Here is a 21,719-nt window from a genome sequence, read left to right as displayed (position 1 = left end):
AGCCAATTTCGGCAGAACGAAAAAATGGGTGGATATTTGCAGAATAATAGGAATCGGTAGAAAGGTCAGGAAAACTATTCAGCCATTCTATCGTTCAATGGATTAGTTACGTGCGAATTATTATGGAATCGAAACGACAGCAAAAGGTTGCCCGGCAGTTGCAGAAAGACTTGAGCGAAATCTTTCAGCGCGAAGTGCCACATTTGTTCAACGGGCCATCCAGCCCGGGGGCGTTTATCACCGTTACCAATGTGCGCGTTTCGCCAGATCTGAGTGTAGCCAGGATTTATCTGAGCTTTCTGGCTACCAAAAACAAAGAATTATTACTGGAAACCATTCAGGAAAAAGGGAAAGTGATCCGACAGCATCTGGGCGACCGTGTTCGGCATCAGCTTCGCATCGTTCCCGAATTGAGTTTCTTTTTAGACGACACTGCCGAATACGCCGATAAAATGGATAAACTCTTCGCCGGTCTGGACATTCCCCCAGCGCCGGAAGAAGATGAATAATTGAATTTTGAATGATTGACTGATTGAATCGTGTAAAAAACATCTATTCAATCAGTCAATCATTCCGCCATTCAAAATTTTACATGAACCTCCCCGCCTGGATTGCCCGTCGGTATTTTTTCTCCCGTAAGAAGCGTAGTTTCATAAGCTGGCTGTCTATTCTGTCGATGCTCGGTGTTGGGGTTGGCACAATGGCGCTGGTGGTGGTACTGTCGGTTTTCAACGGCATGGAAGAACTGAACCGTCAGATTTTCAAAACGTTTGAGGCCGACATGACTGTTTCGCCAAAGCAGGGTAAGCGGTTTATGGCCACGTCTGCACTGCTCACCCGCCTTCGCCAGACGCCCGGTGTTCATCTGCTGACATCCGTCGCTCAGGATAATGCCCTGGCCCGTTACGTACATGCCCAGACCGTTGTCAAACTCAAAGGCGTTGATAGCAATTACCTTCAGCGTCAGCAACTGGATTCCGCTTTGCTCGAAGGCAAACTGGTATTAAATCGACAGGGGGTCAATTACGCTATTGTGGCCGAGGGAATACGTAGTGACTTAAGCATCTCGACGGTCGATATTCTTACACCGCTGGAAATCCTTTACCCACGTAGTGGAGAGACGTTCAGTGTACTTAATCCGGATGCATTCAGTCGGGCGTCGCTTACAGTTTCGGGCGTGTTTTTCATCGAGTCCCGATACGACAACTACGTACTGGCTCCGCTGGATGTAGCGCGGGAATTATTTGGGTACAAGCCTGATGAAGTGACAAGCCTTGAAATTCAGCTTAATCCGGGTACGGATGAGAACGCAGTAAAAAAGGCGTTGCAGGCTGTAGTTGGCGATAACCTGCTCGTGCAAAGCCGCGATGATCTGAACGTTGATTTGTACCGGGCTATCTATATCGAAAAATTGCTGGTTGCCGTTACGCTTGCATTTATCATTCTGGCGGCTTCCATCAATATCTTCTTTACGCTGTCGATGCTGGTGATCGAGAAAAAAGCAGACATCCGGATTTTGTTTGCGTTGGGAGCAACGAAAGGAATGGTCCGTCGGATTTTTCTGACCGAAGGCACGCTTATTGCCCTGATTGGTTCGTTTACCGGGCTGGTGCTTGGGGTTGCGTTGTGTGTGTTGCAGGAGCGGTACGGACTAATCGGTATGGGTATGGTCAGCTCCATCATCGACGCGTATCCGGTTCGGCTTCAGCTTAGCGATATTACGCTTACCGTTGTGCTGGTGGTGCTGATTACGATCCTGACATCCTGGCTTCCGGCCCAGCGAGCGGCTAACACCCAGTGATTCAGTAGTGGTACGTGGTGTCGGGTTTGAGAACCCGACACCACGCTGACCACATAGTAAACGTAGTATCAGGACTCAAGCCTGGTTCCGGTATCGACCGAAATAATATACGCTTTTCCTCCCTCACGCTCAATCGCTTCCGCTACGTCGCCGGGGTTATTGGGTGCGTAGGCAAACATGCAGCCGCCCCCGCCTGATCCATTAATTTTTCCACCTAATGCCCCCGCTTTTAAGGCCGCATCGAGCATTCGGTCAATTTTGGGCGTGCTAATTCGCTGGGCTTCGCGAAGGTTTGCCTGATGGTCGTTCAGGAGCTGACCGAACCGAATATGGTCCAGATCGCCGGGCGACTGCAATACAGCCAGAGCCTCACGCAGAATATCGCGGTTGGCCAGGTTTCCTTTCAGCAGGATATATTCGTCTTTGGTCAGAACGTCCTTAAATTCAGTCGCTTCAGTAACGGCCGAATGGTGTAGGGAGAATGCCGGATTGACGGTTTTTAATCGCTCAATAATGGCGAGCATACCAAACTTCACCCGTTTCAGAATGCCGATGGTATCTTTTGGCTCCTGCGAGTCGCCCAGCACAAACGTACCCAAAGCCGGATGTAATTCGGTTAACGCAATCGTCGGCGTTGATTCCAGGTAAATAACATCACCAACAGCGGTCGAATAATGGTCCATCATACCCCCCGGTTCGCCAAATTCCAGTACTTCGGCTACGTAGGCTAGCTCCGCCAGTTTTTCGCCCGAAAGCTGTCGGGGCTGATTGGATAGCTGCGTAAGTACATTGAGCCACGTAACGAGTAAGGCCGACGAACTCGACGTACCGGAATTGATCGGAATATTGCCGTGAACCTCGCCGTCAATACCGCGCGAAAAAGTGAAACCTTCACGTAACAACACATTGACAGCCGAACGGAAATAGTCGCGGATTTTGGGATAAGGCAACGGCTGCCCATAGAAGGGAATAGTGACCGAATCCTGAATGTCGGGTAGATTCAGATGGAAACCCATCTGCCCGGTTGATTGGGCCGCTATCTGTATTCGACGCGAAATAGCCGCTGCAATAACGGGCAGTCCTAAATAATCCTGGTGCTCACCGAAAAGGCAAATACGTCCGGGCGTTGAAGCGATAACCGACATTACCAGCTCGTTCGTTTGTGGCCCGATATGGCGTAGTATAAAATAAAGCTAAAGAGGGGCAACAGCAATCCATAAGCCGTTTTAGGGCTGAACGCATCGGTCAGATACCCGTGCACCAACGGGAGCAGGGCACCGCCCGAAATCCCCATAATCAGTAAGGCCGAGCCAAGTTTGGTGAATTTACCCAGCCGGTTCAGCGCAAGCGGCCAAACGGCGGGCCAAACGGGCGAAATAGCAAATCCCATGAGCGCAATGCACAGAACCGAAGCAAACCCATCGGTCAGCAGAGCGCCAACGGTCAGGATTAAAGCGAGCACCATGCCATAGAGTAGTGCCTTTTGCTGAGTAATGAAGCGGGGGATGGCAATAATGCTCAGCAGGTAACCCGCCAGTAAGCCAACCAGCGTATAAGTCGTGAAGTTTTTAGCTTCGTCGTTGCTGAAACCAATGGCATGACCATAGCTGATAATTAAATCGCCGGTAATAACTTCAGCACCAACGTAACAGAAGAGGGCCAGGACGCCTAATACCAGATTCGGAAACTGCCATACACTGTCGTGGATGGCCGACGTATCGGCGGGTACATCGTCCTGTTCTTCCGATACTTCGGGCAGATTTGAGTAGCGGATCAGCCCGGCCAGCACAACCAGCACACCCGTCAAAATCAAATAAGGCGTAACAACTTTCTCCAGAGAAGCCGCTCCAACGACTTCGTTTGCTCCTGAAAGCAATAGCCCTCCGAACACAAACTGACTGAGGATACCCGCCAGTTTATTGGCAATACCCATAAAACTGATACGTTGGGCAGCACTCTCGCGGGGTCCAAGAATGGTGGCATACGGATTTGAGGCTGTTTGCAATACGGTCAACCCAATACCGATGATGAACAGGCCCACCAGAAACAAAGGATACGATACCGACTTAGCCGCTGGTACAAAGATCAGGGTGCCAATCGCCATTGTAAGCAAGCCCAGCGACATTCCGTTCTTAAAACCAGTACGTTTCAATACCGCCGAAGATGGAATGGCCATCACCGTGTAGGAAATGAAAAAAGCGAACGCTACTAAGGTCGACTGGAAAGACGTTAAACTGAAAGCCTGCTTGAAAAAAGCAATCAGAACACTATTCACCCAGGTAACGAAGCCGAAAATAAAGAAAAGAGCGCCGATAATGAGCAGTGGACCAACGTAACTCTGAGTTTTAGGGGGAGCAGTAGGGGTCATTCGTTAATAGATAATGAAGAATGAATAATAGACAACAGAGGAATTGCGTGTTATTAGAATTGCCAAACTACGCTTTTCTGCTTTCATTATCCATTATTCAGACCACATTATTCATTAAACCGCGTCTGTCAGCCCGAAAATTGGCTTATTGGTCTTCCACTTACCGCGCGTAAAATCTGGAATCTCTACGCTCTGGCCTCCCTGCGCAAGGCTAAGTTCCGACAAAGGGCTGATGGCGCTCCAGACGGCCGCGTCATAAACGTCTATCGGTGGGGCTGTTTTTTCTTTAACTGAATTGATAAAGTCCTGAAAGATAAAGAAATCAATGCCGCCACAGGGCGGCTTTTCGGCTGTTCTAGCGTAGCGTTTCCAAAGGGGATGGTCGTGCTTTTCCTGCCGAGCAGCAAAGGGTTCCCAGGCTTGAGCGTCTGGTTTATTGGCAGATAATGAAATCTGATCGTTGCTGTCCAGCCAGGTGCCGTGCGTACCATGCGCCCGGAAACCTGTCGAGTACGGACGATTCGAGTTCGTATCATGGATGAGCACAATGTTCTCGCCATTGGCGCACTCAATCATCGTCGTAACGACATCGCCAAGCTTGTAGTTGACCGTAGCGTCTGCGTAGGCAGTTTCGGACCCATCCACTATGTATTGACGTAACCCCCGGCTTTTAGTAGCCATGCTGGTTAGCCGCGTAAATCGATTGCCCCGGTTGATGTTGAGCCAGTGCGCTACTGGGCCTAAACCATGTGTTGAATGGACATCCGCCGAATGTTGTAAAGGATTGGCTGCCCGTTCGGCGCCTATATATGAAGTCGGCTGCAAAGTATGCTGATAGCCACAGTGAGCATGCGCCATAGTGCCAAACATACCCTGCCGGATCATATTCAGAACAGCCATGACATCCCGACGATAGCAGACATTCTCTAGAACCATGCAATGAGAGCCTGTTCGCTCGGAAGCATCGACCAAATCCCAGGAATCCTGAAGGGTTGTGGTTGTTGAAACTTCTACTCCAACGTATTTACCGGCTTCCATGGCCGCAATGGCCATTGGAACATGCCATTTGCGGGAAGTGGCTATCACGACACCGTCGATGTCGTCGCGTTTGAGCATCTCCCGAAATGACTCATCGCTTCCGCCATACGTAGCGGGGGCTTTGCGGCCAGCCTTTTCAAGCATAACCTTCGTGAGCCTGATTGCTTCGGGCGATGAATCGCAAATGGCCGTCACCTCGACGTCAGGTCGAAGCAGCGCCTGCCGAACATGCGAACGGCCTCGCTCGCCAACACCAATAAACGCTAGCCTGACTTTACTAACTGTATTTTTTTTGCCAGTAAGCGATGAAAAAAAGTAGTTGTTGTAAAAGATGATGCAACGCCTGAAATAGCACAAGTACGGATAAAATTCCTTCGATTAATTTTTTGCATTAATCAACTATTAATTTGTACTAATATGATGTTTAGTATATATGATGTTATGAGGTTTATAGATGTTAACGTATTAACGATAAATATAAAGAATATATTACTATTTTTAAATATTTATTAATTCCACCACACAGATCGTGGGTACTGGAAATTAACGATCAGTGGTTCGCCAATCTTCGGCGTTGTTACGTCGAGGTGTTTTTCTGCCGCGGCTTTCAGCAACCGCTGGATGGGTTCGTTCCAGGGATGAAGGGCAAGTGAGAATTTAGCCCAGTGAACAGGCAGGATTGTCTTAGCCTGTAAGTCCTGTGAAGCCGTTGCTACTTCTTCGGGCATCATATGGATATTGGGCCAGTCTTTGCCGTATTGACCGCATTCGAGTATAGCCAGATCGAACGGGCCGTACTTGTTACCAATTTCTTTGAAATGCTTGCCGTAGCCCGAATCGCCACCCAGATAGATAGAATAGCCGTGTAATTTCAGCACATATGCCGCCCAGAGTGTTTTGCCGCGTGCAAAACTGCGCCCGAAAAATGCCGGGCCGGAACTGCCGTCAGCGAAATATCGGACGATACGTTCTGACCTTCCCACCAGTCAAACTCCACAATCCGGTCAGCCGGTACGCCCCAGCGTTCCAGATGGGCACCTACGCCTAAAGCGGTGTAGAATTTTTTAACTTTTGGAATCAGTTGGGTGATGGTTTTATAATCGAGGTGGTCGTAATGATCGTGAGACAGAACCAGCATATCGATCTCCGGCATATCATCGACACTATACACATCAGAGCCCGGATATGATTTCCCGAAAAAAGACACGGGCGATGCATAACCGCTGAATACCGGGTCAACCAGCAACGTAACGCCCTGTGATTTGATCAGATAGGAAGAATGGCCAAACCAAACAATGGTAGGTTTCTCATCGGCCAACGCTTTCAGATCGGTACGTACCGAAGGTATTGGTTTGGGTGGGGTATTGTCTTTAGGCTTATTGAGGTTCTCCCATAACAGGGCCGTATACGAAGCTCCCTGACGTAACACCTCGGTAGGTTCGGGATTCTGAAAAACGCCGTCCCGATAGTGTGGAGAGCGTTTAATTCGGTCAAGACGAATTTCAGCCGGGTTACTTCCAAAAGCGCTTTGTTGCATAAAAAGTACAGTGGCAGCAACCAACCCCGTCAAAATAAAAGCAGTAAGTATCATGGTGGTACGTAATCGTTTCATGGGGGCAAAACAGGGGTTGCCCGTGTCGGGTTCCGTTCAATCGAAGGAATGGATGAAGGGGAACAATCCCGGATAAGCGGATGTTATGCAGTTGAACCGGCCGGTTTATTGTTTAACTTTTTTTGACTAACGTTGAACAAAAAAATGATAAACCGGTTAATCAGCCATCAATCGCATACGAAAGAGCGTCCTGGCTACACGCTCTGCTGTCTGCCTGTGTTGTACACAACCTTTGTAACGACAGGTTGATTGAACTTTTTTCGATACGTTATTTATGGACACTACCCTGGTCGATGCTCCACGGGTTGCGGTGTTTCGAAAGGAACACTTCAATGCGGCACATCGTCTGCATAATCCCAACTGGTCAGATGAAAAAAATACCCGTGTGTACGGAAAGTGCAATAATCCGAACTACCATGGGCATAACTACGATCTGATTGTACAGGTAACAGGGCCGATCGATCCCGAGACGGGCTATGTCATTGACATGAAGCACCTTGGCGATCTGATTAAAGAACATATAACGGATCGTTTTGATCATAAAAACCTTAATCTGGATACCGAGGAATTTGCCGATCTGAATCCGTCGGCCGAAAATATTGCCATCGTTATCTATACTATTTTGCGTAAACAGCTGAGCGAAAGCTTGGATCTTAAAATCAGATTGTATGAAACTGAACGGAACTTCGTCGAATACCCCGTCTACTAGTACTCCGCTTAACGGTGGGACTTCTTACAATAAGGACCACAAAAACGGTCATCCGCTGGATTGCGACTGTACTGACGAACTAATCGACGAAATCGGTGATACGCATGGCGCCACGTCTATCGATACGCCCCTGCGACCGGATGCCTTTGCGCTGGATGATGACTTCAAAATCGATCTGATTGAAGAACATTTTCGCGAAATCATGAACATTCTGGGCCTTGACCTGACCGACGACAGTCTGAAAGGATCACCCCGGCGTGTTGCCAAAATGTACGTAAAAGAGGTTTTCAGCGGCCTAAATCCAGCCAATAAGCCCGAGCCAACTCTGTTCGATAATAAGTTTCGATACAACGAAATGCTCGTTGAAAAAGACATTACCGTTCAGACGTACTGTGAGCACCATTTTGTCCCGATCATCGGTAAGGCACACGTCGCCTACATATCAAGTGGTAAAGTAATTGGTCTGTCGAAGCTGAACCGGATTGTTGAATATTTCTGCAAACGTCCGCAGGTTCAGGAACGTCTGACCGTACAGATTGCCGAAGAATTGAAACGCGTTCTGGAAACGGAAGATGTTGCCGTTATTATCGACGCCAAGCACTTATGCGTTTCGACCCGGGTGTTCGCGATCTGAACAGTTCGACCATTACCTCTTCCTATGGTGGTAAATTCAAGGAAGAAGCCACTCGCCAGGAATTATTACGGTACGTTGCCCAGCCCGGCATAACTATATAAGAGAACATAAAGTTGTAGGGTCACAGTTGAGCATGGCATTGATCGATACGATCAGTTCGATGCAACTGCGACCCTACTTTTTTTATGATTTCTTATGATGCAAGGCAAAAATATTCTGATTGTTGGGGGAAACTCCGGTATTGGTTACGCGCTGGCCAACCAGCTTCAGGCGCAGGGAGCTACTCTGTTTACGGCAGGCCGACATGCACCGGAAGGCATTCAATCGACTCATATGGTCTGGGATGTTCAGCAAGCATCAGCCGCTGATGCCCTTACCCAACTTCCTGAGGCTCTGCACGGGCTGATCTATTGCCCAGGCAGTATTAATCTAAAGCCCTTTCATCGGCTTACCATCGACGATTATCGATCTGATCTGGAAATCAACGTACTGGGTGCTGTTGGTGCTATACATGCGGCTTATCTGGCCTTGAAATTGGCAAAAGGGAGCAGCGTTGTGCTGTTCAGTACGGTAGCTGCCAAATTAGGAATGGGGCTTCACTCGTCGGTATCTGTGGCTAAGTCGGCAGTAGAAGGACTAACCAAATCGCTGGCGGCCGAATTTGCACCGATCAATATTCGGGTCAACGCCATTGCTCCTTCGCTCACCGATACGCCCCTCGCGAAGAATCTGCTGAGCAGCGATGATAAGCGGGACTCGGCCAATAAACGCCACCCGCTGAATCGGATCGGTAAGCCGGATGATATTGCCAGTATGGCGGCTTATTTACTCTCTGACCAAGCCAGCTGGATTACGGGTCAGATTATCAGCGTTGACGGTGGCATGGGCTCAATAAAATAGCCCGATGCTACCCACTGGGTAGCATCGGGCTATTGGACAGTGTTTTTGGCTTTTGCCTAAACCGTTGGTCCAATACGTTCCAGTAAAGCTTTTGACTTGCGGATACCTTCGTATTCTTCCAGGCCGTTGCCTTCGTATTCAATTCCGGCGATCCCTTTAAATCCGCTGTCTTTTACGATTTTCATCATGCGGTTGTAGTCGGTTTCGACGCAGTTCCCATTGGTGTCGAAGTCGTAAAACTTCGTGGAGACACCGCCTTTGGTGTAGGGCATCAATTCTTTTACGCCCTGATAGCGGTCATATTCTTCCAGACAGGTGTGGTTGTCGCCATGCTTGATGCAGAAATTGCCAAAGTCGGGGAGTGTCCCTACGTTTTTCATATTTACCTGCTTCATCACACCGGCCAGCCACTTGCCGTTCGACGAAAAGCCGCCGTGATTTTCAACGATAATGTTGATATTCATAGGTTTGGCAAACTCGCCCAGCTTGGCTAAACTTTCGGCCGCAGCTTTGGCCATTTCTTCGGCCGTACCTTGTCCGGCGGCATTTACCCGAATGGTTTTGCAGCCTAAATACTTCGCGCACTCTACCCACTTGTGATGGTTTTCAATGGCTTTCGCCCGTTCGGCAGCATCCGGTGAGGCCATATTGCCTTCGCCATCAATCATGATGAGGTGATTGGTGATGCCATTGTCTTTACAGCGGGTCAGCAGGTCGTTGAGGTAGGTTTTGTCCTGCGCTTTGTCTTTAAAGAACTGATTGACATACTCAACGATGCTGATGTCGAACTCCTTACGGGCAATACCTGGGAAATCCAGATTGGTAATTTTCTTGCCGAACAGGGCTTTGTGCAGCGACCATTCGGCCAGTGAAATATCGAACCACATTTTTTTGGGGCAGCTTCGGCAAAGGCAGCTGGTAAAACAGCCAGACCTGCCAGTGAACCAGCAGTTTGTTTTATAAACGAACGACGGTTTAAGGCCATAACGTAATAGGTTGATTAGTTTGTAAGGTTTCGCAGCACGTACCGCGTTCCGTTTTCCAAAAGCAGGCGGTTGTACCGAAAATACTCATTTGCGTATGTTGTTGTCTGATCGGTCCAGCGCGTTGCTTTCAGAGTATGATAAGTCAATTACCTGCTTCTTTTGCTACGAACTCCAATCCCTTTTATTACCTATGCAGTTGAAAAATACGCTCGTTACGTTTGCGACTGGTGGACTCCTATTGACGACCGCACTGACGAATGCCCAGTCAGACCGAACGAGTCAGAAACCAATCTACATCAATAGCCGGGCACCGCTGGCTCCGTCGAAGTACCTTGAACTCCCACTGGGTGCTATAAAACCTAATGGCTGGCTGCATCATCAGCTCGAAATCATGCGCGATGGAGCCACGGGCCATCTGGATGAATATTACCCGAAAGTGATGAACGACAACGGCTGGCTCGGTGGAAAGGGAGATGGTTGGGAAGAAACGCCTTACTGGCTCGATGGGGCCGTTCCACTGGCGTATCTGCTGGATGACAAGGCGCTGAAAGATAAGGTGCTGAAGTATATCAACTGGACACTCGATCATCAGCGGCCGAGCGGGTTTTTCGGTCCGTTGACCAAAAAAGAAAAGGCCGGACAAAAAATGGAATCCTGCGCCGATGGCGAAGACTGGTGGCCCCGGATGATCATGCTCAAGGTGTTGCAGCAGTATTATACGGCCACCAGCGATGCACGGGTCATTCCGTTCATGACCAGGTATTTCAAGTACCAGCATGAAAATCTTAAAAGCTGCCCGCTCAAGCAGTGGACCGAATGGTCGGAGTCGCGCGGGGGCGACAATATTATGGCGGTGTACTGGCTCTACGACCGAACCGGCGATAAATTTCTGCTCGATCTGGCCGACGTACTGTACAAACAGACTACTAACTGGACCGATCTGCTGGGTGGGCGCAACTGGGCCATTGGGGCAGCTGTGAACCAGACGGACCAGAAATGGATGGACCGTCATGCCGTGAACGTAGGGATGGGGCTAAAAACACCCGCCGAATATTACCGGGGCCGGAAAGAACCTAAATACCTGACCGCCGTAAAAACGGGTTTTACCGATCTGATGACGCTCCACGGTTTGCCACATGGAATGTTTTCGGGCGATGAAGATCTGCACGGCAACGAGCCGACGCAGGGCGTTGAACTCTGCGCTATCGTTGAAACCATGTTTTCGCTCGAAGAAATCATCGGTATTACGGGTGATCCGGCCTACATGGATGCGCTGGAACGCATGACATTCAACGCGTTGCCGACCCAGACCACCGACGATTATCGATCGCGACAGTATTTTCAGATTGCCAATCAGGTGCAGGTTTCGCGGGGCGTGTTCGATTTCTCATTGCCGTTTGGTCGGGGTATGAACAACGTATTTGGCCCGTACGCGGGTTATACCTGCTGCACCGCTAACATGCATCAGGGCTGGACAAAATATGCGTCGCACCTTTGGTATGCAACTCCGGCGAAGGGCCTGGCTGCGCTGGAATATGCACCCAGTACATTAACAGCCAGGGTGGCAAATGGCGTGGACGTAACGATTCAGGAAACAACCAATTACCCGTTCGATGACCAGATTACGTTTTCGATCAGCCTGCCAAACGCTACGACATTCCCGCTTGACTTGCGGATACCGGGCTGGTGTAAGGAGGCTACAATTCTGCTGAATGGGCAGAAACTGCGTTCCGATAAAGGCGGACAGGTGATCAGCCTGACGCGAGTCTGGAAAAATGGCGATAAACTGACCCTGCAGTTGCCAATGGCAGTAACGACCAGCAACTGGGCCAAAAACTCACGGACAATCGAACGTGGTCCGCTGGTGTACGCGCTGAAAATTGAATCGGACGTAACGACGAAAGAGATTAAAGAAGAAGGGACTTATTACGAATATCAGCCGAAGAGCGTCTGGAATTATGGCCTGCCGAAAGCGCTGGTTGACGATCCTGCCAAAAACACAACGGTAACGATGAAGCCAATACCGGCCAACTTCGTCTGGAATGAAGCGAATGCGCCCATCGAAATTAAAACAACAGGTCGACGGATACCCAACTGGAAGTTGGTGGAGGGTGTAGCCCGGCAGCCTGTCACGACCCGCGAAGGCATCTACCAGGGAGAGGTTGACAGCAATGCCGAAACCATTACACTCATTCCTTACGGTTGTACCAAGTTGCGCGTGGTCGCCTTTCCGGTCGTGAAATGAGGCCCCCCTGCCCCCTGAAGGGGGAGCCGCTCAGACTGGATTGCTCCCCTTCAGGGGGCAGGGGGAATAGGGTAACCCACTAGTAACAGGGTTTATTCTCCATAGCAACGTACTTCCATCAGCGAGGCAGGGGCATGGTCGGTTTGGGGTTTGAGATGAATCGTCAGGATGCTGGTTTCGATGGGGTTTGCGAATCGAATGATAGTGCGGCTCTGGTGATTATCCGTTTGATGAGCAATCCGTTCCTGACGATCATTGCACAGAATAAATTCACAGGCACAGAACGGCGAAACCGTCTCAGGGTGAATCATAATAACCGACTCGAGCGGGTGATCGAAATCTGTATCGAACGACAGGACAACCTGGCTAAGCCGTTGTTTTTCGGGCCAGCTTACCGTAAGGGTAGGGTTGGAGTCATTTTGCCTGGCTACCCAGGCGTTGGGCTGGTTGGTTGGGCGCTGAATCCCATTTCGCACATTCTCAGGACTGAACAACCGAATGCCCGGACTGATACGTAAGGCCATGTTTTGCCCAGCGGGTCGGCGTTCAGGGCACCAGAATTCAAAGGTATCGACACCGATATCTTCTGTCGGTTCCTGCTTGCCGTAATTCGAAACCGCCGGATTGATCTTGTTAAATACCGACACTATGCCCGTAACCCGTAACTGGCTGTATTGCAGCTGAATGTGCTCGTTTTTCAGGAACGTAACAAAAACGTACTGCGGCTCGTCAAGATGGGAGTCGAAGGACAGCGTGATTTCCTGCCTGCCTTTATTGATCATCAGCGTTTTCGATTCCAGCGTTACGTCGGGTGTGTGATTGAACGACTTACTACTTCGGCGTAATTCAACCGTTAAGGTCGTGTTACGGTCGGCAGTAACGAAAGCTGTTAATGCGGGGATGGGGCCAGTGGGGAGCGGCAACATCTGCGCGGCTGACTGCATTAGGGCAAGCAATGGTCCATCGGGGGGTAAGTCGCTCAAAACGAATTCGCTGGAAGCGGTCAGAGTGGCTTGCCCGACAAGGTTTTTCTCGTCCTGCAACTGAAGACCGGGGATGTGCTGCCCAGCTTTCAGAAGTTCCTGCTGAAGCTGCTGCATCTGCGCGGGCGCAGTCAGGTGGCGGGGGAGCGATTGATTACGCGTGCATAAGGCAGCGGCCATACCTACGGCCTGCGCTACGTGGGCGCCTGTAGCCATGACCCGCGATGACCCGAACGCTACGTGTGAGGCACTGATGATACGTCCGGCCAGAAACAGATTGGCGATATTGTGGCTGTAAAGGCAGCGGTAAGGGATCTGATAAATTCCTTTACTATGCCACTGATTGCAGCCCGGCTTCTCCGAAAAAATACCATCGGCAGGGTGTAGATCGATGCTCCAGCCACCAAAGGCGACGGCGTCGGGATGCGTACGCTGTTCAACGACATCCTGCTGCCGGAGCATATAATCGCCCTCAAACCGGCGGCTCTCCCGCTTGCCGGGAATCTGACCGACCCACTCCAAAGTCATGGTTTCGGCTTCGGGAAACTGACCAGAGTTTTTGATATAATTCCAGACGCCATACACTACCTTCCAAAGCTCCCACTTGATGGTTTCGGTATCGTGAACGGTATCCAGCCGGCCGCCATATTCAATCCACCAGAGCTGGCAACCGTACTCCTGTGCGTTAAACCGTTTATAGCGTGGAATTTTGGTGATGTCGTCCAGCGCGTAGGCGGGGGGCACAAATCGGACCGGTCGTCCGGTATCCTTCGTGTAGAAATACAGCGAATGCCCCAGCAGCTCGCCATACTCCGCCGATGGCGCAAATTTTTCGCCAAATTCGTCCCGGCTCTCGGCACCCATCCGAAAGGCAGCGCCTGCCTGAAACGCCACAATTCCATCGCCCGATGCGTCGCAGAACAGGGGTGCTACCAGGTCGTAGAGCGTGCTGTTCTGACTACAAAACGCTTTTAAACCGCTGATTGTGTCGGTAGTAGCTTTCTCCACTTCGTAAACGGCCGTGTTCAGGAGCAACGTAATGTTCGGTTCCAGCACGACTTTTTCGAGCAGAATCGTATCGAAAATCAGGGGATTTCCTTCCGGGTTACGATACAGGTTTTCGAGCAGTAATTCGTCGATAACGCCCCCTTCGCGCGCCCACCGGTTGTTGTTACCCATATGCGACGTAGCGCCCAGCACCCACAGCCGGACTTCGGAGGATGAATTGCCGCCCAGTACGGGCCGATCCTGAACCAGCACGACGCGTATACCCGCCCGAGCTGCTGTGATGGCGCAACAAACCCCCGATAATCCGCCACCGACAACAATCAGATCGGCAGTGTGGCGAATGGTTTTCAGCGTACGTTTATCAGTTGCCTGTTCGTGTATCATTCGTTAAATCGAAGGTTTGTGAGAGAATAGAAAAGCCGGTGGGTTTGACAATTTCAATCGGTAAGGTTTTGTCAAATCCACGTACAGGAATGAGTAAATCAGTGCTTTGGCCGGGTTGCAAAGTTGGAATAGCAATAGAGCCGCCGGGGGTTTTGAGTGTGTATTGCTGAATGAGGTAAGCGGGAAAATCACCTCTGGCTGTTACACGAAGCTTTAAGCCATGCACGCCCGCCGGACCGGGCTCCCAGCTAATTTTTTCAACCGTAACGGGCGCCATGCCCGTCTGGTGGGCTTTGTACAACGGGCGCTTCGTACGGTCCAGATGAACTAGTCCCCAGGGACGCGTACCGTCTGGATTCGTACCGTTGTGCCGACTCAGATAATCATTATACGACCACCACGACGCCCCCACTACATAAGGCAAGGGCCGGATATCGCTCAGGAATTTCTCGATGTAGCTTATTTGTCCGGCTTCCGTGTCTTTGCCATCCGCCCGCGTACCGTATTCACTAACGAAAATGGGTTTTTCAGGATACAGGGAATGGATGTGTTTCAGTACGTTGGCGTGGTTGCCATACGTATTGGTCGAGATAAAATCGCAGTACTGACTGGCTTCATCCTCCGGCTTTTTCGGCAGAATATTCAGCCGCATCGACGCAAACGTAAACAGCCGTGTGGGATCGAGTTCACGACCGTAGGAAATCATATCTTTGGTCCAGCGCTGCCCGGCGGGTTGCTCAGACAGGTACTCGTTTCCCACACTATAGGCGATCACGCAGGGGTGGTTCCAGTCGCGCTCAACCATCTCGCGAAACTGCTGCCGAAACTTCGTCCGGATGGTGTCGTTATCCATTTCGCGGGGTGTCAGTTGCCAGTTACCAGCTTCGGCAATGATGAGCATCCCATTGCGGTCGGCCCAGTCATACACGCTTTCAGAAGGTGTATAGTGGGTTAGCCGGTGAAATTCCATACCCGCTTCTTTCATGAGCCGCATGTCTTTTTCAACGACCCAGTCCGGTTCCAGCGAGCCCAGTTGCGCGTAATCAACAACCCGGTTTCCACCCGCCACCTTGATGGGCTGACCATTGAGCAGCAGCTGAGCGTTACGTACTTCCAGCGTGCGAATGCCAAAATGGGTCTGAACGGTGTCGGCGGCCGCTACAAGCTGAAGCTCGTATAACGTCGGCTGGTCAATACTCCAGAGCTTTACGTCGGTTGCTTTCAGCGTTGTTGTGGCCTCCAGGGTAGACGTTTGATTGCCCGGTACGCTGGGAGCAGATTGTTTCCAGGTCAGGGCGATGGGTTTCCCGCTCTGGGTTACCCGGAATATTACCCTGGGCGAAGCTGATTGGTTGCCCGTGTTCCGAATGCGCGTTTTTATGGCTAACGTAGCCGTTCCTTTTGCCAGATCGGGCTTTGCTTCCACTTTCACATTCTCGACATACACCTCGGGTTTAACAGTCAGATAAACCGGACGTATGAGCCCACCATAGTTCACCCAGCCGGGAAACGGGTCATTGGGTTGGTTATTGTCTTTGGCGCCGGGTATGGTTCCAACTCGCCACGTATTGTTATCGATGGAAATAGCAAGGGTATTGCTGCCCGATTTCAAAAAATCCGTTACGTCGAAATGGAAGGGGGTATACCCGCCTTCGTGCGTCCCTACTTTCTTATCATTGATCCAGATCGAGGTTTTATAATAGGCCGCGTCGAAATGGAGCAGAACCCGATTGCCTGCGGTTGGCTGCCACGGAAAATTACGGCGGTACCAGACAAGACCGGTATAAAACTGAAACCGAGGATCAACGGAAAAGCAATGGGGCACAGTCACTTTGTCCCAGTGGCCAAGAGGGGCACCCTCCTGATACCATTTGCCTCTTTCGCCTACTTCCATAGGGTCCATAGCAAACGACCATTCGCCATGCAACGGAATCGCTTTAGGGTCGCGAAGGGTGTACTGGGCATTGGCCGCACTTGATAGGCAAAGCAGAACGAGAAAGGCGAGAACGTATCGAGTGGGTGTCATAAGTGGGTGAAAAACAACCTGTCGGTCGGATAATCTTTATATTTGTATAAATGAATTACGTGATGGCTGATTTAGCGACACCTGCGAAACTGAGTAACCTTCAACTAGAGCTTCTGAAACTTTATCCATACGCTGTCTCGGAGAAGGAGCTAAACGAGATTCGGCTTTTGCTGGCTGATTATTTCTCGCGAAAAATTGATAACGAAATGAACCAGTTATCACAGGAAAAAGGGTGGACCGAACGAACCATTGAAAATTGGAAAAGTGAGCACATGCGCAGCCCCTCTGTTCAATGAGAGTTGTTTTAGGTATTAATGTGCTGCTTATCTCGCTTCCCGTTACGTCAAAATATCGACCAATTTTTGATGCCTTAAAAGCGGATGTTTTTGAGCTAATTGTGAGTAATGATATCTTATCAGAGTACCATGAGAAACTGGCTGAGAAAACCTCCCCCTCGGTTGCGGATAATGTCATAAAGCTCCTTCTCTCGCTGGAAAATTGCACCTTGCAGGCGGTGTATTTTGAATGGCAACTAATGTATAATGACCCCGATGACAATAAGTACGTTGACTGCGCACTAGTTGCCAATGCAGACCATCTAATTTCTGAGGACCGCCATTTTTCTATCCTTCGTGACATAGATTTTCCTCGGTTATCAGTTATTTGAGTTGACGAATTTCTTGATTGGCTCGGGGCCTGATACGCTTACCCGTTGAGCCGCTCGCCAGGGAATCAGAGCCGCCAGCAATATGACGCCACCGATTCCTGCTGTAATGCCACCGCCAATGCTGGCTAGCGTACTTAATCCAAACAGCATCAGCGCCGTAAAAGCCAGTGCTCCAGCAATAACCTGGAGACCAAAGCGGTTCTGCTGACGTACTGCCTGCGCTTCTTCGGCGGATTCCGTCTGAGCCTCATCACGCTTTAACTGTCGAGCTGATAGATACTGATAATACTCCTTTGCTTCCGTTCCTTTCGATCGTTCCCACAGTTCGTAGCCCAGCAGGAGCAGAAGCGGGAGCCCGACACCAATGGCCGTTTCCCAACTGCGGGTTAGCTTGTAATCGAACAGAAGAGGCAGAAGAATTTTGCAGAAAAGATTGACGGCAAGACCAAGGGTTGTGATCCAGAGGGTAGCCCGGCTGGTTAGCCGTTTCGAGAAGAGTGCCCAGAGCGGAGGAGCCAGTAACGGACCGCCCGATATAGCCGAAATACTCAGCACGACTTCAACCATACCACCCGCTGCGGGCACGAGCAGGGCAATGCCAATCATACCCAGCCCAAAGACCCACGACGACCCCCGCGCTACCCGAATCAGTTGTCTGTCAGATGCCTGAGGATTAATTAGCCCTTTGTAGATGTCATTCGTAAACACGGCCGAAACGACATTAAGCGCGGTATTGGCACTGGCAGACGTAGAGAAATACATGCCCGTCAGCATGAGACCCAGCAAGCCCGGCGGTAACACAAGCTGACAGATTTTGAGATACGCGTTTTCCGTGTCCAGACCCGTCAGCGCGGGGTTGATGACCTGGTAAATCATGGGCGGCAGCATCCAGATGACAGGGCTGATCAGGTAGAGACCCGCAAACAGAAACGCTACTTTTCGGGCTGATTTCGGACTGTCGACGCTGGTATACCGTTGCACAAAGGTCCAGTTGCCGCCAATGTAACAGATGTGATACAGCACAAAAGCCAGCACGAAGCCGATGGTGTATTCGCCGTTTAGGAGACCGAAGAAATCGTCGGGCACCTGCTGAATAAAGCCGGAAAAGCCACCCACTTTTCCCAGCGACAGCGGAAGCAGAATAAACACAGCCGCCGACAGCACCACAAACTGCAGAATATCGGTCACCATAACGGCCCATAACCCACCAACGGCCGTATACGCAATCATGAAAAGGCCGAGTCCGATGGTACAGGGCACCAGCGGCAAATTCAGTGACGAACTAACCAGCTTCGCAACCGGATACAGCACCGACCCTTTAATGAAGATGGAAACCAGCGTGAAGATGAAAATGTACGCTTTTTGTACGGTTAGACCCAATCGCTCACGGATAAACTCGGCGGCCGTTAAGGCCCCGGCGGCTTTCCAGCGCGGAGCCAGATACTGGCCCGTTACCAGTGCCCCGATGCACATGGTCCACTGAATGGTAATGGCGACCCACCCGTATTTGTAAGCGATGCTCCCCCACGCAACGAACGTACCGGCTGAGAAAAACTCATGAACAACGATAGCCCACCGATAAACCAGGGTACGGCTTCCCCACCCGCAAAAAAGGATTTCAGGTTCCGGCCCGTTCGGGCAAACAGCAACCCAATGCCGAGCACAAACGCGGAGAAAATAACAATGACTGCGGTATCGATGGTTGTATTCATGAACGGGGTTATCAGCTTACTGTAAATCTACTGCCAGTACTTCCTGCCCAAAACCTCCCAAGGTCAGGGAGATACGTTCCGGCGCAACGGCTTGATTCGTTGTTAATCGCTTTATGGCTGCAATACGTTTGTTCATAACGGCGGGGTTCAGGTTGATGGCTGTCGTCGTTTCCTGCGACCGATTATTGAGCAGAATAACGTAGAGCCGGGTCTGCCGCGGTGACTGAGCCAGTATATAATCAATAGCAGGACTGTCGGCCTGAACCAGTCCTTCCTGAATCAATAGACCGGCTTTTTCCCCATAAACCGTTCCCGGAGCAAATCCGTACGTCTGGTGCGGCCCTACTTTAGGCGTTACAAACCCGCGTGGGAAGGACACTTTCCCGCCCGACCGCAATTCGGCTTCGGCCATGAGGTAGTCGGTCAGCCACCCAATCTGCCACCACGCATGGTGCGGGTATGGTCCGGCTCCCCGGTTCATGGCGCTCCAGTAGTAAGAGGCAACGCTTGTCTTGGCGTCTACAAAAGCGTCGCGGCCAATAGCACCCGCACGAGCCATATCAGCAAAGATCGGTTCGTGCGTCAGGGCATACATACGGAGAAATAAGCCCGCATGGCTGCATAATTGGATCGGTCCACCCCGGTTTGCTGACCCGAAAATACCGCCATGCTCAAAGCTCAGGCCTGTCTGACTGATTTCCCAGTCTTCGCGTGGAACCCCGTTGACAGTTTTGAGGGAGTGGCTGGCAATCGGGTGGGTGTAAATGGAAGTGGTATAAACTTTCGCGGCCGTAATCGCAGCCTCCCTGTAACGAGCGTCTTTTGTCAGGTCGTACAAATCCAGCATGGCCTGCGCCGACTGACCCGTAGCAAAATCGGGAGCGTAGCGGGCATCCCCACAAACACCCAGAAAACTTCCCGTTTCGATGGCGTTTTTGATAAACCAGTCTGCGCCTTTTCGGGCCGCTGTCAGGTATTTGGGGTCGTTGAGTAACCGATAGGCCACAATCAGGCCGTAGAACGTTGGACGCACATCCTGAATATCCCTGAACGCTTCCTGTTCCGAATGTCGGTCGTAGGCCACCGCCCAGCTTCCATTCGGTTTTTGCCAGGTCAGCAACCGCTCAGCACCGAGCCGTAAGCGTTCTTTTAATTCAGCATTCGACGGCTCAAACAGAAGCATATTGCCAACGTCGAGCAGGGTGTAGTACGTCAGCGCAATCGGTTCAACCACTTCGCCCCATTCTTCCACAAACTTTTTGGATTTGGCGAGATAGTACTGCCCAACAGCCGCGCCTTTGAAAAAACCGTCAGTGGTCTGCTGTTGAACGAGTTTGAAATTCAGGGCATACGGCAATACGTTCTGGGTTAGCAGCGGGTCTTTTGTGGCATATGCCAGCATCCACATAGCGCCGTAATCGGAGTTTTTCATGGCGTCTTTGTTAGAGCCTACTACACCACCCAGATACGACTGCGCCCCAATTTTTTTGCCTTCAAATTCCTCAATATTCCACATCGAAGTTTTAGGGTCGGTGAGGTAATGGTGCATTTTCTCGATACGGTCGGTCAGCGACTGTTTGCTCTGACGTAACGCCAATGTTTCCTTAAACTGATAAATATCGTAGACCGCATGATTCAGCGCCTTGAACCAGTCACCGTCGGTCAGGCTGTACCGAAACGAATAGCTGACCGATTCCCCTTGTTTCAACGCCGATTTTGGTTCGCCAAGAATCGGGAAGTACAGCGTCGGCGAAAGCTGCGCTTTGCGGTTCATGTGCGACAGGCCGATGTTCCAGTTTGTTTGGGTGCTTTTATCGCTGGCCCACGGATCGCGTGCCAGTCCCGGCTCGGGAATAACCGACAGCGTAAGGCCACTTTTGGTCGTTATCATCGGGCATAACGTACTGGCACAACGCTCGCGGTAAACGGCGGGTAGCGTCGGAATACCATGTCCATAGGCATAGGCAAGCGCGAAATTTTTCTGAAACCGGTTTCCCTGAAAATAGCCGGGAACCGTTGCCCAGGCCAGGTTCTGTTCCGACGTACTGGCCAGCGTGGGGCTGGCGAGCGAAAAATAGCCTTCTTTTTTAGGACTGATGGTTTGCTTTACCTGGATGTCGGACGGAAACTTCGGATCGATTGTCCATTCCGTCGTAATCGTTGCTACGTCGGTTTCTTGCCGGAACATCAGGTTGTTGCCCATCTGTTTTGCCTCTTTCGGAAAAAAATGGATCGCCTGGCCGGCTGTGTTGAGCGAAACCGGATTTGTACTTTCCGCCCATTGGGTTTGCTGATAATGGTATTTAGGCCCCGGAAACTCTTCGCCCGTTATGGATTTGAATGTCGTATCAGGTTTGTCGGCGGGTTTTTCGGCCGCATACAGTAGTGTATTCTCGCCCGAAGGGGTCGGCAAATTTACCCATTGACTTCCTTTCCGGACCGCCAGTTGTCCGATTGTCCAGCCTTTCGGACTGGCATTCCAGATGACTTTGATACGGTCGTTCGTCAGCGATACCGTTTTGTCGGATTGCGCACGCGTTGTCAGCGAAGCGATCCAGCAGAGGAGTATAACCGTATTTTTCCAGATAGAAGGCATTGAAAAGAGGGATTGAAGTTAGGTTTGTTCAACGTTCCGAAAGTTTACTA

At 50.7% G+C, this 21,719-nt stretch carries 13 protein-coding genes and 4 pseudogenes; 8 read left to right on the top strand and 9 right to left on the bottom strand.

All coding sequences use genetic code 11. From position 1 onward, the window contains the following. The first annotated feature begins 122 nt into the window (after positions 1-122). Complete coding sequence (gene rbfA / locus LN737_RS24960) at positions 123-509, top strand: 30S ribosome-binding factor RbfA (RefSeq protein WP_405513038.1); 387 nt, start codon at positions 123-125, stop codon at positions 507-509. An 83-nt stretch (positions 510-592) separates the two neighbouring features. After that, positions 593-1,801 carry an ABC transporter permease gene (locus LN737_RS24955; protein WP_405513036.1) on the top strand — a complete coding sequence of 403 codons (1,209 nt, stop codon included), beginning with the start codon at positions 593-595 and terminating at the stop codon, positions 1,799-1,801. A gap of 68 nt (positions 1,802-1,869) precedes the next feature. On the opposite strand, the gene LN737_RS24950 is transcribed toward LN737_RS24955, so the two are convergent. The 4 genes and pseudogenes from LN737_RS24950 to LN737_RS24935 all read right to left on the bottom strand — a co-directional run bounded on the left by LN737_RS24950 (position 1,870) and on the right by LN737_RS24935 (position 6,744). Further along, complete coding sequence (locus LN737_RS24950) at positions 1,870-2,946, bottom strand: mevalonate kinase (protein WP_405513034.1); 1,077 nt, start codon at positions 2,944-2,946, stop codon at positions 1,870-1,872. After that, the gene (locus tag LN737_RS24945; RefSeq protein ID WP_405513032.1) at positions 2,946-4,169 is read right to left on the bottom strand and encodes a sugar MFS transporter; all 1,224 of its coding nucleotides are present in this window, start codon (positions 4,167-4,169) and stop codon (positions 2,946-2,948) included. The genes LN737_RS24950 and LN737_RS24945 overlap by 1 nt, the downstream gene beginning before the upstream one ends. Before the next feature lie 114 nt (positions 4,170-4,283). Further along, entirely contained in the window at positions 4,284-5,564 is a 1,281-nt protein-coding gene (locus LN737_RS24940; protein WP_405513030.1) for a Gfo/Idh/MocA family protein, read from the bottom strand. Between the two features lie 152 nt (positions 5,565-5,716). After that, positions 5,717-6,744, bottom strand: a pseudogene (locus LN737_RS24935) (MBL fold metallo-hydrolase). Between the two features lie 349 nt (positions 6,745-7,093). Here LN737_RS24935 and LN737_RS24930 point away from each other — a divergent pair. The 3 genes and pseudogenes from LN737_RS24930 (at position 7,094) to LN737_RS24920 (ending at position 9,062) form a co-directional block, all read left to right on the top strand. Continuing rightward, a complete protein-coding gene (locus LN737_RS24930) occupies positions 7,094-7,528 on the top strand; it encodes a 6-pyruvoyl trahydropterin synthase family protein (RefSeq protein WP_405513028.1) in 435 nt (144 codons plus the stop codon). Then, positions 7,488-8,263, top strand: a pseudogene (gene folE, locus LN737_RS24925) (GTP cyclohydrolase I FolE). Before LN737_RS24930 ends, folE begins: the two are co-directional and overlap by 41 nt. A gap of 97 nt (positions 8,264-8,360) precedes the next feature. Further along, positions 8,361-9,062 carry an SDR family NAD(P)-dependent oxidoreductase gene (locus LN737_RS24920; RefSeq protein WP_405520511.1) on the top strand — a complete coding sequence of 234 codons (702 nt, stop codon included), beginning with the start codon at positions 8,361-8,363 and terminating at the stop codon, positions 9,060-9,062. A gap of 56 nt (positions 9,063-9,118) precedes the next feature. Here the strand turns inward: LN737_RS24920 and LN737_RS24915 are convergent. After that, a pseudogene (locus LN737_RS24915) lies at positions 9,119-10,047 on the bottom strand (sugar phosphate isomerase/epimerase family protein). A gap of 191 nt (positions 10,048-10,238) precedes the next feature. On the opposite strand from LN737_RS24915, the gene LN737_RS24910 reads away from it, so the two are divergent. After that, positions 10,239-12,293 (top strand): beta-L-arabinofuranosidase domain-containing protein, encoded by a 2,055-nt coding sequence (locus LN737_RS24910; RefSeq protein ID WP_405513026.1) that lies wholly within the window; start codon positions 10,239-10,241, stop codon positions 12,291-12,293. A gap of 92 nt (positions 12,294-12,385) precedes the next feature. On the opposite strand, the gene LN737_RS24905 is transcribed toward LN737_RS24910, so the two are convergent. Together LN737_RS24905 and LN737_RS24900 are read right to left on the bottom strand one after the other, a co-directional pair. Then, complete coding sequence (locus LN737_RS24905) at positions 12,386-14,668, bottom strand: FAD-dependent oxidoreductase (RefSeq protein ID WP_405513024.1); 2,283 nt, start codon at positions 14,666-14,668, stop codon at positions 12,386-12,388. After that, positions 14,646-16,694: a glycoside hydrolase family 2 protein gene (locus LN737_RS24900; protein ID WP_405513022.1), complete on the bottom strand. Its 2,049-nt coding sequence runs from the start codon at positions 16,692-16,694 to the stop codon at positions 14,646-14,648. The genes LN737_RS24905 and LN737_RS24900 overlap by 23 nt, the downstream gene beginning before the upstream one ends. A gap of 62 nt (positions 16,695-16,756) precedes the next feature. Between LN737_RS24900 and LN737_RS24895 the strand changes: the two genes are divergently transcribed. Then, positions 16,757-16,990 (top strand): hypothetical protein, encoded by a 234-nt coding sequence (locus LN737_RS24895; protein WP_405513020.1) that lies wholly within the window; start codon positions 16,757-16,759, stop codon positions 16,988-16,990. Then, entirely contained in the window at positions 16,987-17,361 is a 375-nt protein-coding gene (locus tag LN737_RS24890) for a putative toxin-antitoxin system toxin component, PIN family (RefSeq protein ID WP_405513018.1), read from the top strand. The genes LN737_RS24895 and LN737_RS24890 overlap by 4 nt, the downstream gene beginning before the upstream one ends. Here LN737_RS24890 and LN737_RS24885 read toward each other — a convergent pair. Together LN737_RS24885 and LN737_RS24880 are read right to left on the bottom strand one after the other, a co-directional pair. Continuing rightward, positions 17,350-19,073 (bottom strand): annotated as a pseudogene (locus LN737_RS24885) (sodium:solute symporter family protein). The gene LN737_RS24890 and the pseudogene LN737_RS24885 sit on opposite strands and share 12 nt — an antisense overlap. A gap of 16 nt (positions 19,074-19,089) precedes the next feature. Further along, the gene (locus LN737_RS24880; RefSeq protein WP_405513016.1) at positions 19,090-21,669 is read right to left on the bottom strand and encodes a glycerophosphoryl diester phosphodiesterase; all 2,580 of its coding nucleotides are present in this window, start codon (positions 21,667-21,669) and stop codon (positions 19,090-19,092) included. Positions 21,670-21,719: the final 50 nt, after the last annotated feature.

Source organism: Spirosoma sp. KNUC1025, assembly GCF_045160025.1.
GTDB lineage: Bacteria > Bacteroidota > Bacteroidia > Cytophagales > Spirosomataceae > Spirosoma.
Note: the sequence above shows the minus strand (reverse complement) of the source record. Positions and strands in the feature narration are given on the sequence as shown.

Coding starts and splice junctions, on each gene's coding strand:
- rbfA (WP_405513038.1), top strand. CDS start 123: ATGGAATCGAAACGACAGCAAAAGGTTGCCCGGCAGTTGCAGAAAGAC.
- LN737_RS24955 (WP_405513036.1), top strand. CDS start 593: ATGAACCTCCCCGCCTGGATTGCCCGTCGGTATTTTTTCTCCCGTAAG.
- LN737_RS24950 (WP_405513034.1), bottom strand. CDS start 2,946: ATGTCGGTTATCGCTTCAACGCCCGGACGTATTTGCCTTTTCGGTGAG.
- LN737_RS24945 (WP_405513032.1), bottom strand. CDS start 4,169: ATGACCCCTACTGCTCCCCCTAAAACTCAGAGTTACGTTGGTCCACTG.
- LN737_RS24930 (WP_405513028.1), top strand. CDS start 7,094: ATGGACACTACCCTGGTCGATGCTCCACGGGTTGCGGTGTTTCGAAAG.
- LN737_RS24920 (WP_405520511.1), top strand. CDS start 8,361: ATGCAAGGCAAAAATATTCTGATTGTTGGGGGAAACTCCGGTATTGGT.
- LN737_RS24910 (WP_405513026.1), top strand. CDS start 10,239: ATGCAGTTGAAAAATACGCTCGTTACGTTTGCGACTGGTGGACTCCTA.
- LN737_RS24905 (WP_405513024.1), bottom strand. CDS start 14,668: ATGATACACGAACAGGCAACTGATAAACGTACGCTGAAAACCATTCGC.
- LN737_RS24900 (WP_405513022.1), bottom strand. CDS start 16,694: ATGACACCCACTCGATACGTTCTCGCCTTTCTCGTTCTGCTTTGCCTA.
- LN737_RS24895 (WP_405513020.1), top strand. CDS start 16,757: ATGGCTGATTTAGCGACACCTGCGAAACTGAGTAACCTTCAACTAGAG.
- LN737_RS24890 (WP_405513018.1), top strand. CDS start 16,987: ATGAGAGTTGTTTTAGGTATTAATGTGCTGCTTATCTCGCTTCCCGTT.
- LN737_RS24880 (WP_405513016.1), bottom strand. CDS start 21,669: ATGCCTTCTATCTGGAAAAATACGGTTATACTCCTCTGCTGGATCGCT.